This window comes from Anabaena sp. PCC 7108, assembly GCF_000332135.1.
Classification (GTDB): domain Bacteria; phylum Cyanobacteriota; class Cyanobacteriia; order Cyanobacteriales; family Nostocaceae; genus Anabaena.
In genome coordinates, this window is sequence record NZ_KB235896.1 from 2,350,932 (window position 1) to 2,365,981 (window position 15,050).

Consider the following 15,050-nt stretch of genomic DNA (forward strand, 5'->3'; position numbering starts at 1 on the left):
TAAAAGAAATATTTCATAAGAATGCCAGTTTTTGTATGTTCTGATCCAACAAATACAAGCATAAGATTACAAAGAATGTTTGCCATCAATTGGTTGATCTAACCATTGATAAGGATGATATTCAACTAAGCGAATATTCCACGGACCTTGAATTTTGTAAGTAAGTCCACGCCATGTAACTGTTGACATCCACAGAGAAGATAGCATTGCTAATCCATAAATCCACTGTGTTAAAGGAATAGCAATTAGCATTTTTATGATTGTAGTTAGCGAAATCTTAGCAATTATTTGACCTTGAGAGCGAACTACTTCTTGTACTCCTAATTCCATCACTAGCATTAACAAGAGTAAGCCGATTGTGTAAATACTATAGGACTTCAATAAGAAAGCTGCACCTTCCCATTCTGTTGCTAACAACAATCCTAGAGCTAAGATGATGACTAAAGTGGGGAAGAGGATACTTGAAATAGCATCACTTACTAAAGCCAACCAATTTGGGTGATAAAGTCGAGAGCAAAGTATTAAGCGTTTGAGAGATGCAAATACAGTTATTAACTCGCATTCTTCTCGATTAACCATTAACAAAGAAGGGACGAATTTTATTTTTAATCCGTGTTTTTTAATGACTTTATGCAGCAGCATATCATCACCAAAAGCCTCTCCCCACTTCTCAAGTAATTCCGTTTGGTGTAGCACTTCTGTTTTAATTGCTAAACTTCCACCCCAAGGAACTTGAAAAAGAAACATTTGGACGACAGTCGAAACATTGCCGGCATAGCGTACCAAAGACCCCCAATACTTACCTGTGGGTACATACCAACGGTTTCCTGTTGTTAATCCCACTTTGTCGTTAGTGAGAGGACTAACTAATTCTCGTAACCAATTAGAATGAACAATTGTATCTGCATCTACTAGAGCAACTACTTTGTAAGAATCATCTAAATCTGAAACAGCTTGCACTAAAGAACTGCATTTGAGACTACAATTATGGCGAACTGTGATTAACGTACTAATTTGGAAATTCGTTGCACCAATTTCAGTAATTGCTTCTTTAGCAATTTTAAAAGCTGGGTCTTCTGGACTATCAATAATCAGCTTTAAGTCGTATTGTGGGTAATTTTGTTGTAAGAGCGATCGCACACAATTAGGTAAAAATGGATCAGCACCTCGTAAACAAAGAATTACTGCGGTTTTTGGTAATTGCTCATCTGATATTAAGGGTTGTTTGTATGAGCGTAAATACCATAAAAATACTACCGTTAAACATACCTGAATAACCAGCCAACCTATTAAAGACTTAGACAGAAATGTCATTAAATCTTGCATAAAATCTATAGTCTCCGGCAGAATTATGGCAGATGAGAACATGGAAAAATTGGAAATGGAGAAAATAACCTGTTCCCCATTCCTTTTTGTGATCAATGATTAGGGGTCAAGAGAATATTTAATGGATATATTGATAGTGGTATTCTTAGTCATTTTAAAACTAGAATTACGAAATTTCGGTGTGCCAGTTTGAACTGAAACAGTTGGGTTTTTAGAAATCCCAAAACCTTCTTTAGGAATCCCAAAAAAATCTTTATTTAGTTTGCGATCACCATTTTGATCATCAACCACTGCAACAGCATAAGTACCAGGTTTTAAACCAGAAAATACTTTTTTGACAGAGTTACCAGTAATTTTTGTGCAGCCATTTTGAACTTCACTAGAATTACTCATGGGAAATCCTTTTTCAGAATCATAAACTCTGAAGCAAATCTCACCTGTTTTATGACGTATACCATTGACCATTACAGTCAGTGTTGTCGTGGGTTCTGCATGAACTGTTTTAGAGCAACTTAGGCTTAATAAAGTTGCCAGTAACAGATAATAAAACCGAGAGATTTTCAACATATTAATTGATGCCAGAATAATGGGTTCAGAGCGTAGCTGTACTCGTTCCTAAATTAGGTAAACATAGCGGTTTTGCAGCTATCAAAAAACCTTAAAACATAAGTATTCAGGGGTTAAATTAAACTACCTGACTATACTCAGCCTTAATAATAAAATCCCATCTATATTATCGTTACCACCCATAGGAGAGATTTTTAAAGCTGGATAATTGATAGCTGCAAATATGTAATTACCCAATAAATTAGGCTATTTCATCAGTTTTTGGATATCAGTTTTTTGTAACCATTGATGAGTGCGTTTCATTCCTTCTTCAAGATCAACCTTGGGCTGATAATTTAATATGTTTGTCGCTTTAGCAATAGAATAAGCATAAGGACGACTCATAAAATCGACAGACTCAGGAAGAATATCGGCTTTTTTACGAAATAGTTTTTGTCCCTGATGACGCACACGGAGAAATAACTTCATTTCTTCCTTAGGAAGAGACATAGGTGCGGGTAAACCTTCCATTGCAGCTAAGTGAATAAAATATTCTTTCCAGGAAGTTTCTTCACCATCTGTGATGTTAAAAATTTCGCCGTAGGTTTCTTTTTCTATAGCTAAAAAGATGGCATCAATTAAGTTATCAACATATAAATGATTCATCACACCCTGACCATCATTTGCATAGGCAAATAATTTTTGTCGCATCATCATTACTGGACGCACTATCCAAGGCATACTGCCTGGACCATAAATATCTCCAGCACGGATAATAATCACACCAAAATCTGATGGAGAATTGAGTTGTAAAAGTTCTGCTTCTGCTTCAATTTTTGTTTGACAGTAAGGGTTATTTTCACTAGAGAGTGTCCCTATTTCTGTGACATTATTCGCATAATTAAAGCCATAAACTAGCACAGTAGAAAGATGTACGAAGGTTTTGACACCAGCTTGTTTTGCAGCTTTAGCTATATTCAGAGTACCACTAACATTTATTTCCCGAAAATGTTTGAGTTCTCCGGCTTCTTCAGCAAGTTGATTTGTGTGTAAAACAATGTCCACTCCTTGGCAAGCTTTTTGAGCTATTTTTGCATCAGTGATGCTACCAACAATAATTTCAACTCCCAAATTTTGGATGTTTTTATCCTGTACAGAAGAACTTTGTAATCCTCTAACTTTCATACCTTGAGCTACAGCTAACTCGGCTGCACGCAAACCGATAAATTCGTCGATTCCGGTGATGAGAATGGTTTTATTGTTGAGGTTCATAGTCAAGTATTGAGAAGTAAATATGTGAACTGAATGTGAACTGAAATTGCTGAATTTAATCTAGATTTACTAGAAAATATCAGCAGGATCTGCGGAGCGAAGTTTATTAATAGCTAAAGCTCCAGAAGTTGTGCAAATCAAAACTATAGATGTTAAGACAATTAAGGCATTGTTCAGAGTCATGACAATGGGTAAATTAGTGGATTTCATAGCAAAATCGTATAAACCTAAGGAAACAATAAACCCTGGTATATAAGCTAAAATAGCCAAGATTAATGCTTGTTGAAAAACCACATTTAATAAATAAGTATTTGCATAACCAATAGCTTTTAAAGTTGCGTAAGCAATAAATTGAGTGGCAATATTGCTGTAAAGAATTTGATAAACAATGACTACACCAACAACGGAAGCCATTGTTAGCATTAGGTTAAGTATGAACCCAATAGGAGTTCTTACAGCCCAATATTTTTTTTCAAAGTCAATAAAGCCTTGACGAGTAAAAATCTGGACATCATTAGGTAAACTGGCTTTTAAATTTTTCAGAACCTGATTTATTTCAGCACCAGGTTTGAGTTTGATAATGCCGACATCTATCTTTTCTACAGGACGGGAATTAGGATTTATTCTGAGGAAAGTTGAGTCACTAACAATTAAATTTCCATCTACACCAAAAGAAGGACCTAAGCTAAATAAACCTCCCACTCTGACCCGATAACCTTTAATTGCATCAAAAGGAAATATTTCAATTGTTTGCTCAGTTTCTCCCCGATCAAATTTTTCGGCTATTGGACCGAATTCTGGTCGGGAATCTCTGTCAAAAAACATGATGTCAGGAATTTTAAGTTTATCTAAATTATGCTCTAGTTCGGGAATATTCAAAACTGGATTTCCAGGATCAAAACCAATTACATATATTGAATATTTTTCACCATTAGCAGGATTTTTTAATTTAGCAAATTGCAAATACATGGAACTAACTGACTCAACACCATCAAAACCTAATGTTTGATATAAGCGAGTTCGGGAAAAGCTTTGATTGGAAGTCAAAGATTTATATTGGGAACTGACTAAAAATAAATCCCCCTTGAGATTTTGATGAACTGCCGTAGCACTAGAATAGAGTGCATCTTGGAAACCAAGTTGAATAAACATCAGCAGCACTATAAATGCAATCCCAGCTACAGCTATGACAAAACGCACTCTTTGCTGGGCAAGCTGTAGCCATGCCAAAGGAATTTTGATATTCATATATTTTGCTATTTGTTATTTGTCAGTTGATGGATCATCAATGACTAATGATTAAATTTGAATAGAAACGTCCACCTGCAAGTTAGTTAATCGAGCTACCTTTGTATTATCAGCAGGGTTATCAATTCCTATTTTTACCTCAATTATGCGTCTGTCAGTATCAGAATTGGGGTTAATACTAAAAATACTTTGTTTCTCAACTTGCCAACCAATTTCTTGGACAGTTCCTTGCAATTTGTCAGGAAAAGTAGCACTGGTGATAGTAACTTTTTGACCAACACGTACTTTTTGAATATCGGTTTGATAAACTTCAGCAACCACATTCATATCTGATGTTTTACCGAGTTCAGCAAAGCCAGAACTAGCAATTAATTCGCCATTTTTAGCATGAATTTTCAAAATTCGGGCATCTATAGGCGATTTGATGTAAGTTAAATCGTGGTCGGCTTTGGCTTGTTGAATAGCAGTCTCAGCACTTTTGACTTCACTTTCTGCTAACTGAACATCTACATTGCGTACTTCGCTAATGCTGTTGAGTTTAGCTTTTGCTTCTTTTATTTGATCTTCTAAGGTATTTTGAGTACGTACTAAAGATGCTTTAGCTTCTATTAACTGTTGTTGAGTAGTTTTTAGTTGCAAAGCTTTAGTATCAGTTATGGAAGCAGAAATTGCCCCATCTTTATATAATTGCTGATAGCGATTACTCTCTTTTTGAGCATTATCTACTTCAGCTTGAATGCGGTTAATGGTCGCTACTTGAGATGCAATATCACCTTTTAATTGTGAATTCAAACGAGTAATTGTTGCTTTTTGAGCATTAACATCTCCAGATTTAGCTCCAGCTTTTACCTGTGCTAGTTTAGATTTAGCAACTAGTAATTTATCAAAGGCTTGCTTAATAGCTGCTTTAGAACGAGCATAATCTTCTAAATAGGCCAATACTTGCCCTGCTTTTACCTCATCTCCTTCAGTTATCAACACTTTTTCTACACGCACACCATTGATAGAATTAGGAGCAGATAAATAAGTAATTTTCCCTTGTGGTTGCAAGCGTCCTAAAGCAGTTACAGCAACTTTTATAGGAGTTGCATTGATGGAATTTACTGGAGAAGATTTAATTTGAGAAGTAGGTTGTAGCTTTAATTGAGAAAAACTGTAGAAAGATACTAAGCCAGTTGCTAAAGTAAGAGAAGCTGCCAAAATTATTTTCCACTTCTTAGCGGTTTTTTTCAATAACTGGCTTTCTTTGTTTAGTGCCATATTGTTATTCCAATTATTTTCTACTCAGGTATATTCGTAATAGTTATATTCGCAGATTACTTAAAAGAAATTATTCTATTTAGGAATCTACTTTGATTTCTGATAGCTTGCGTGATGTAGCTATAGTTACTCATGGAGGCAAAAACTCTTAATAGGGAAAGGAAAAGAAGCCTACTAAGTTTTGTAAGTGCAGAGTATAGGATACGCTTACAAAAATTAGATGGTAATTCTATATCTGTACTTTTATTCAGTGGTTAAGGCTAATTGATTTGGGCTTATTTTTTGTGAAGCTTTTTAGCCACTAGAGGTAACAATATTAACGACGAAATCAACAGTAATATGACTTTCAATTATCCTCAGTTTTATCCCTAATAGGCTTTTGGTAAAGTAGCGTCAAATACCATAATGCCAAATAAACTTTTCATCTCAAGATGCAACGAAGCGGTGATTATACTTAACTGGAAAAACTGGATTAACTTATATTTTATTCTGCCAAAATAATTCCTATTTGTCAACAAAGTAAATCAGGTAGTTTTCTCTGGTAATAACGATAATAGTTGGACTTATCAACATAGATGAAACCAGCTATTTTCTACTCACTATTCTTTTATAAACTCATAAACTAGTTATTAAATCTGTATTTTCCTTATCAAATAGTCTTGATGGAATTGTAAATATGCAGATTTCATCACAAGTTATGCTGATAGTGTTTAACCAAAAACATCTTGTCAATTAATATTTGCTTTATAAATAACTATTTTTTTTAATAAGCCAAGTTATCTTATAAATTCATCAAAAAAGGAGACTGAATTATGATGCTTTTCTGAGAAAAGAACATTTATGTTCAAAGAAAATGTATGTATATTCATGGATTTGTTACTTAGTAGACAACAGAGGTTTAAAGCTTGATTTATAAAGACAAAATGACCATTTAAACCCTAATTACTGAAATCAGTAGCCAGTCAATTTTAGCTAAAGATTATACGTTCCTATTCATTTAAGCTAGAAAAGTAACATGAGTGATAAAATATTTTTTTCTAAACTTACTTTAAATGAACTATTCAATTTCTCTAAGCCGTGCTATTCTTTTTATTAATTCAAGGCTAAAAAGCCACTAAATAGTCAGGTAATTAATTGAGAAAAAGCAAAAAATACCATAACCTAACTAGGCGCTAATCAGATGTAATAAGTTTAAGCATTTTTTCAAGTTCCATGAATTTAGATTAAAGGTGTTGCTCTTTTTGTAACAATTTTAGCAACTTTTATTGGTCGAATAGCATAAAATATATTATCCTACACAGTGAAACTAGCTATGGTATTGATCAAAATACAGAATGTTAGGATTAACACTAATAGCATTGCTGTAGTCAAGCTAGATTATCTAAATGGTGCGAGAGAAAAACACATTTCTATTTTCATCACTACTCCTCAGTTTTTCTGGTTCCAGTGGGATAAAATCGCCGAAATCTTCACTATTAATCTGGGATGCAATTCACCAATTTATTACCTAAAGTACACCTAGAATATTTTACCATTTGCTACAATATCAAGACTTGTTTGTGTATTTTTTAGTAAATTTTACGGACTATCTGTGCATTGCAATTATGCTGTAAATTTTACCCATAATGTTGCTAAAAAAAGGCACAAAAGGGAAGACGGCATAGTATTTTTTCGGGATTATAGTGTTCATAAATTGCCTGAAAACACCAAAAATGCCAATTATCTGGATAGGAAATCAAGACGGTATTCACTGTATGGTGTTGATAGAAAAACCCTTATTCCTTACGCAGATAGGATAGCTAACTGCTGGTAAGAAGAGATAGCTTCATTATTTGTAAGCAACAGAAATTACTGTAGCTCAACAATCCACAGTACTCAAGATTAGTCTATGCCATGAGATCTGTTTCTTCAATTAATAATGCCTTGTCGGAGTTAGAGAGCCTGATTAACAGTTGTGAAAAGGATTTGATTAGGTTTATAGAGGAAAAACAAATGAAATCAGAAACATTAGTATCGACCAACAAAATTAATAGACAACTGCAACAAAATCCCATAGCAATTGTTGGGATGGCATCTTTATTACCAAATGCTAGAAACCTGCGAGAATACTGGCATAATATTGTTAATAAAACCGACTGTATTACCGATGTTCCTGATACACATTGGAGCGTCAAAGATTACTACGACCCTAACCCCAGAACTCCAGAGGATAAAACCTATTGTAAGCGCGGTGGATTTATCCCCGAAGTTGATTTTAATCCGATGGAATTTGGTATCCCTCCTAGCATTTTAGAAGTTACTGATGTATCGCAACTATTAAGTTTAGTTGTTGCTAAAGAAGCAATGGAAGATGCTGGTTATAGTGAATCTCGTGAATTTAACCGCGAGAATGTGGGAGTAATATTAGGTGTAGCGCAAGCGAAGCAATTAGGAATACCATTATCTGCAAGGTTAGAATATCCGATTTGGGAAAAAGTTCTCAAAAGCAGTGGTTTATCTGACGAAGACACTAAAGTAATTGTCGATAAAATCAAAACTGCTTATATTAAATGGGATGAAAATGCTTTCCCTGGAATGTTAGCAAATGTGGTAGCGGGAAGAATTGCTAATCGTCTTAACTTTGGTGGTACAAATTGCGTAGTTGATGCGGCTTGTGCGAGTTCCTTCGGGGCTTTGAAAATGGCAATTAGCGAGCTAATTGAATATCGTAGCGATATGATGCTGACTGGTGGTGTAGATACCGACAACAGCATCATGGCTTACATTTCTTTTAGCAAAACTCCTGCTGTTACTCCTAGCGAAAACGTCAAACCTTTCGATGCTAAATCTGATGGGATGATGTTAGGTGAAGGTATCGGCATGATTGTGTTAAAACGTCTTGAAGATGCCGAAAAAGATGGTGATAAAATCTATGCCGTTATCAAAGGTATTGGTACTTCTAGTGATGGACGTTATAAAAGTATTTATGCTCCTCGAAAAGAAGGACAAGTGAAAGCCTTAGAACGTGCTTACAATGATGCTGGTTTTTCTCCTGCGACTGTGGGTTTAATGGAAGCACATGGTACAGGGACAATGGCTGGAGATCCTACAGAGTTTGGATCTTTGCGAGATTACTTTACTCAGCATGACAACAAGAAACAGCATATTGCATTGGGTAGTGTAAAATCACAAATTGGACATACAAAAGCCGCAGCAGGGGCAGCAAGTTTAATTAAAACTGCTTTGGCTTTACATCACAAGATTTTACCACCAACTATCAATATTACTGAACCAAATCCGAAGCTAGATATTGAAAATTCGTCCTTTTATTTAAACACTGAAACTAGACCTTGGATTCGGGCTGAGTGCGAAGCGCCAAGACGTGCTGGTGTGAGTTCCTTTGGTTTTGGTGGGACTAATTATCACGTAGTTTTGGAAGAATACGAAGCGGAACAACAACAGGCTTATCGTTTACATAATGCCGCGAGTGAAATGTTATTATTTGCTGCCAATTCCAGTGAATTAATTAATAAGTTAGAAGCAACATTTAATGATTTGCAATCTAACGAGGGCGAGAGACATTACTCTCAATTAATCCAAACATCACAAGCTGTAACTATTCCCCAAAACACAGCGAGAATTGGCTTCATCGCTGAGAATTTGCAAGAAGCTTGTAAGTTGCTGAAAGTTAGTATTGATTTACTCAAAAATAAGCCGTCAGCAACTTCTTGGGAACATCCTCAAGGTATTTATTACCGTGCTTCTGGGATGGAATTGGGCGGAAAAGTTGTGGCTTTATTCTCTGGACAAGGTTCTCAATACCTAGAAATGGGTAGAGAAGCGGTGATGAATTTCCCAGCTTTGCGTCGTCTGTATGGACAAATGGATGGTCTGTTAATTAAGGATAATTTGCAGCCAATTTCGGAAATTGTTTTCCCCCATCCAACTTTTGCAGAAGAGGAAAAAACTGCTCAAATTGCAGCTTTGCAAAGAACTGAATATGCTCAACCTGCGATTGGGGTTTTTAGTGCAGGTTTGTATTCTATCTTCCAACAAGCTGGGTTTAAATCCGATTTTACCGCCGGACATAGTTTTGGTGAATTAACGGCTTTGTGGGCGGCTGGAGTATTAACTGAGGAGGATTATTTGTTCTTGGTTAAGTCTAGAGGTCAAGCGATGGCTGCACCAAAAGACCCAGATCATGATGCGGGTAGTATGTTAGCGGTGAAAGAAGATATCACGAAAGTGGAAGCGGTGCTGAGGCATTTTCCACAGGTGGCGATCGCTAATTTCAATTCTCCCACTCAAGTTGTCCTGGCCGGACCAACGGCGGAAATTAAGACAATACAGCAAAAGTTTGAAGAATTGGGTTATGGGGCGGTGTTGTTACCAGTTTCCGCTGCATTCCACACACCTTTGATTGCATTTGCTCAAAAATCATTTGCGATCGCTACTAAGTCAGTCGATTTCCAAAATCCCAAAGTTCCCGTTTTCAGCAACGTCACTGGAAAACAATATCCTCAAGAACCATCAGGAATTCAAAGAGTTTTGGAAGGACATCTTTCCAGTTCAGTGATGTTTAAGCAAGAGATTGAAAACATCTACGCTGCTGGTGGTTATTGCTTCGTAGAATTTGGACCAAAACGGATTCTCACCAACTTAGTCAAAGATATCTTAGGCGATCGCCCCCATCTTACCGTCTCCCTCAATCCCAGCGCCAAGAAAAATAGCGATCGCTCCCTCAGAGAAGCCGCAATCCAACTGCGCGTCATTGGTATGGCTTTGGGTAATCTCGACCCCTATCAACTACTTCCAGTTATCCCCCCAACTTCCACCAAAAAGACCTTAAGCGTCAAATTAAACGGTGTTAACTACGTTTCCGAAAAAACCAAAAACGCCTTCACCGAAGCCTTAGAAGATGGTTTCACCGTAGGGGCGGGGTCTCCCCGCCCTCTTACTCACCTCTCAGAGTCTCCTCGTCCTGAAACTCCCATAGAAAATTCAGCCAAACCAAACAACGGTCACAACGGTAACGGACACAAAAAAACGCCTGTAATTAGCACCCCACAACAGCCTCAGATGACTCCTGCACTTCGTTCAAATCAAGCAATCCCAGAACTATTACCCATAGCACGCCAAGCAGTTGCAGAGCGTCCAGGAGGGAAAATGGAAACACCAAATCAACAAATCAACTTCCAAAAGGTTTTAGAAAGTCTAGAAAACCTCCTCAACCAATTTCAACACAACCAAAGTGATAACTTACAAATTCACGGGACTTACCTGAATCATCAAATGGAATACGCCAAAACGTTCTTCCAATTGATGCAACAACAAAACGCCCTATTTATTAATAGTCAATCTTCAGAAACCGCCCAACTCAAGCAAGTTGTCATAGAAAGCTTTGAGCGTAGCATGATGCAGTTTCACAATCAACAAAGTGAAACCCTCCGCATTCATGAACAATATCTACAAGAACAAGTAGAATACACCAAAAACTTTTTCCAACTCATTCAACAAGAATATTCTCAACTAATTGCTGGGACAGACACAACTCAAACCGTCATTCCACCCCAACTTACAGAAACACACACCAACAGTCTACGGGAGTTAATGCCCCCCAGCCCAGAACCAACTATTGCGGAACCAGTTGTTTCTCCTGCCGTCAAAATTGTAGAAAATCAGCCAGTAATAGAACCAGAAATCAGCAAATTTGTACCCGTAATTACCAAAGTTGAACCTGCAATAGAAGCAATTCCCCTTCCTGAAATTGCCGAACCTATCCCAGTTATTGAAACTCAACCTCAACCAGTAGCACCTGTAGCTTTAATTCCCGAAACAGCAACCACCGACATTAATATTGATGACATAGGTCAAAACCTCCTAGCTATCACCAGCGAGAAAACAGGCTATCCCATCGAAATGTTAGAACTCGACATGGACATGGAAGCCGACCTAGGAATTGATTCCATCAAACGGGTAGAAATTCTGGGAGGATTGCAAGAACTATACCCCAACTTACCCAAACCAAACTTAGAAGAACTAGCAGAAAAACGCACCATTGGTCAAGTTGTCGAGTATCTGCAAAAACAGGTGACAGGTGACAGGTTACAGGTGACAGAAGAAAAACAGGTTACAGGTGACAGGTTACAGGTGACAGAGAAGAAAGTAGAGGAAGCAGGAGAAGAATTACCTCTTCCCAGTCCCCAACTCCCAGAAGAAAGCAACGAATACGCAGACTTAGGACAAACCCTGTTAAACATCACCAGTGAAAAAACAGGCTACCCAGTCGAGATGCTAGAACTAGAAATGGACATGGAAGCCGACTTAGGGATTGACTCCATCAAACGGGTAGAAATACTGGGTGCAATGCAAGAAACATACCCAGACCTACCCAAACCTAACTTAGAAGAATTAGGCGACCTGCGAACAATTGGGCAAATAGTAGACTACCTCCAAAAGCTGGCGGGAGGTGAAAAAAAAAAGCCTGATTCTCACCCGGTAGGGGCGGGGTCTTCCCGCCCTCTGGGGTCTCCCTGTCCTCTTAGCCTCCCACAGACAGTAGATTTAACACCACCACCAACAGTAGACCCAAATCTTCCCCGTCGTCCTGTAAAACTAAAAAGCCTACCACGACCTGATTTTTGGGAATGCAAATTACCAGAGGGACACATTAGTTTAATCACTGATGATGGTTCCCTCACCACCACCAAACTAGCTCACGCACTAGTTGAACAAGGTTGGAAAGTAGTAGTTTTGAGTTTCCCCCAAACATTAGTTCCTCAACAATTGCCATTACCCCTAGGTGTTAGCCGCGTCACCATGGCCAATATGAGTGAACAACATCTGCAACTACTATTACAAAGCATAACTACTCAACACGGAAAAATTGGGGCATTCATTCATCTTCATCCTCAATTCAACACAGAAAACACAGGTAAAATTTCCTATCTAGAAACAGAAAAAGCCATAGTCAAACAAGTGTTCTTGATGGCCAAACATCTCAAACCAACATTGAACACAGCCGCTGATTTAGAAGGAAGAGTAAGCTTCTGTACAGTAGCCCATCTTGACGGAGCATTTGGGTTAGAACACAAAGAAAACTTTGGAGTTATCGGTGCAGGATTATTTGGATTAACCAAAAGCTTGAGATGGGAATGGCCAAAAGTATTCTTAAGAGCAATTGACTTAAAACCTTCCTTAGATCCTCACCAATCAGCAGAATATATAGTTGCCGAATTGCATGATTCCAACAGATATATAGGTGAAGTTGGCTATAGTTCTCAAGGAAGAGTCACCCTCATAGCTAAACCCGAATAACCAGTAGGGGCAATTCATAAATTGCCCTACTCAAAAACTCCTCTCTTCCTCTTTGCGCCTCTGCGTGAGACATTCATAAACTTATTCATCAACACAAATCAATTATAAAGTTGAAATATGACAACAACACTGCAAATTAATCCATCATCTGTCTTCATCGTCAGTGGTGGAGCCAAGGGAATCACTGCTGAATGCACCATTAAATTAGCACAAAACCAACCTTGTAAATTTATTCTGCTTGGTCGTTCTGAAATCACCACAGAACCAGAATATACTCGTGATTGTTTAGAAGATTCAGCTTTGAAAAAACGCATCATGGAAAATCTGATTTCTCAAGGTGAGAAACCAACACCCATGATGGTACAAAAAATATTTAATGATATTAATTCTAGCCGAGAAATTAATAAAACCTTGGCAGCTATTGAAGCAGCAGGTGCAAAGGCAGAATATATAAGTGTTGATGTTACAGATACCGTAAATTTGAAAGCCAAACTCGGCGCTGTCGCTCAAAAATTTGGTCAAATCACAGGCATTATTCACGGTGCTGGTAATTTAGCTGATAAGTTAATTGAAAAGAAAACATCAGAAGATTTTGAAAAAGTTTACACCGCAAAAGTTCAGGGTTTAGAAAATCTACTCGCTTGCGTTAATATCCAGCAATTACAGCATTTAGTTTTGTTTTCTTCTGTCACAGGTTTTTATGGGAATATTGGTCAAAGTGATTATGCTATCGCTAACGAAATTCTCAACAAATCAGCCCACCTCATCAAACAATCTCATCCTCAATGTCATGTAGTGGCAATTAATTGGGGTGGTTGGGATAGTGGTATGGTGACACCACAACTGAAAAAGGCATTTGCGGAAAGAGGAATTAGTATTATTCCCCTAGAAGTGGGTACACAAATGTTAGTTAATGAACTGCACCCCGCTTATCAAGATAATACACAAATTGTCATTGGTAGCACGATGATTCCACCCGCCATGCCTTTAGATTCACAATTGCGAAGCTATCGCATTCGGCGACGGATGACATTAGCAGAAAATCCATTTTTGTATGATCATACAATTGCCGGCTCTCCAGTATTACCAGCAACCTGTGCTAAATCTTGGATGGTTAATGGTTGTGAAGAAATTTATCCAGGTTATAGATATTTCAGTTGTCAAGAATTCCGAGTTTTGAAAGGAATTACTTTTAACTCAACCTTAGCTCATGAACATTTTCTAGAAATAGAAGAAGTCTCTAAAAGTGATGGTAAGTTTGTTGAATTTAAAACCAAGATATTGAGTAAAACTCCAGAAGGAAAAACTCATTATCATTTTAGCGCTCTCATTAAAATAGTGCGAGAACTTCCAGATGCTCCTATTTATGAATCAGTGGATCTCCGCGAAGATAACATTGTCACCACCACAGGTAAAGGTTTTTATCAAAATGGAGATTTATCCTTATTTCATGGCCCAGCATTCCAGGAAATTACTAAAGTCTTAAATATTAGTCCAGAAAAACTGACAGCCGAATGTTGTTGGCAAGAAATTACAGCCAAACAACAAGGACAATTCCCCGTTAAATGGCACAATCCCTACATAATTGATTTGAGTACTCAAACTCTATGGCTATGGTTAAATCATTTTCATCAAGAAGTTTGTTTACCAGGACAATTAACATACTGTGAACAATTTGTAGATGTTCCATTCAATGTACCTTTTTATGTGTCTTGCGAAATTATTAGCAAAACCGATACTGGCATAAATGCTAATTTCTTAATCCATAATCGTGAAGGACAAATATATTCACGTATTCTCGGAGCAAAAGCAGTTATTTGGCCTATGAAAATGCTTAATCGTAAGTAATAGTAGGTTGGGTTAAGCGACAGCGCAACCCAACAAAAGTCCGTAAATGTTGGGTTTCCTAACGTCAACCCAACCTACTAAAAAACGAACCGCGAAGACGCAAAGGACGCGAAGAGAAGAAATGAAAGATTAAGTAAGAGTGTTTAGTGTAGTTTTTGTAGGTTGGGTTAAGCGACAGTGCAACCCAACAAAAGTCCGTAAATGTTGGGTTTCCTAACGTCAACCCAACCTACTAAAAAACGAACCGCGAAGAC

The 15,050-nt window shown here is 37.5% G+C and carries 7 protein-coding genes; 2 read left to right on the top strand and 5 right to left on the bottom strand.

Annotated features, from left to right (window positions below):
• Positions 1-66 precede the first annotated feature (66 nt).
• The 5 genes from ANA7108_RS0111450 to ANA7108_RS0111470 all read right to left on the bottom strand — a co-directional run bounded on the left by ANA7108_RS0111450 (position 67) and on the right by ANA7108_RS0111470 (position 5,652).
• Complete coding sequence (locus ANA7108_RS0111450; protein WP_016950929.1) at positions 67-1,326, bottom strand: glycosyltransferase family 2 protein; 1,260 nt, start codon at positions 1,324-1,326, stop codon at positions 67-69.
• A 99-nt stretch (positions 1,327-1,425) separates the two neighbouring features.
• Entirely contained in the window at positions 1,426-1,893 is a 468-nt protein-coding gene (locus ANA7108_RS0111455; protein WP_016950930.1) for a DUF2141 domain-containing protein, read from the bottom strand.
• A 246-nt stretch (positions 1,894-2,139) separates the two neighbouring features.
• Positions 2,140-3,144 (bottom strand): NAD(P)-dependent oxidoreductase, encoded by a 1,005-nt coding sequence (locus ANA7108_RS0111460; protein ID WP_016950931.1) that lies wholly within the window; start codon positions 3,142-3,144, stop codon positions 2,140-2,142.
• A 69-nt stretch (positions 3,145-3,213) separates the two neighbouring features.
• Positions 3,214-4,392 (bottom strand): ABC transporter permease DevC, encoded by a 1,179-nt coding sequence (devC, locus tag ANA7108_RS0111465; RefSeq protein WP_016950932.1) that lies wholly within the window; start codon positions 4,390-4,392, stop codon positions 3,214-3,216.
• 51 nt (positions 4,393-4,443) lie between these two features.
• Positions 4,444-5,652, bottom strand: coding sequence for an ABC exporter membrane fusion protein (locus ANA7108_RS0111470; protein ID WP_016950933.1), 1,209 nt, complete (start codon positions 5,650-5,652; stop codon positions 4,444-4,446).
• 1,893 nt (positions 5,653-7,545) lie between these two features.
• On the opposite strand from ANA7108_RS0111470, the gene ANA7108_RS0111480 reads away from it, so the two are divergent.
• Together ANA7108_RS0111480 and ANA7108_RS0111485 are read left to right on the top strand one after the other, a co-directional pair.
• Positions 7,546-12,948 carry a type I polyketide synthase gene (locus tag ANA7108_RS0111480; RefSeq protein ID WP_016950935.1) on the top strand — a complete coding sequence of 1,801 codons (5,403 nt, stop codon included), beginning with the start codon at positions 7,546-7,548 and terminating at the stop codon, positions 12,946-12,948.
• Positions 12,949-13,065: 117 nt separating this feature from the next.
• A complete protein-coding gene (locus tag ANA7108_RS0111485; RefSeq protein ID WP_016950936.1) occupies positions 13,066-14,796 on the top strand; it encodes an SDR family NAD(P)-dependent oxidoreductase in 1,731 nt (576 codons plus the stop codon).
• Positions 14,797-15,050 lie beyond the last annotated feature (254 nt).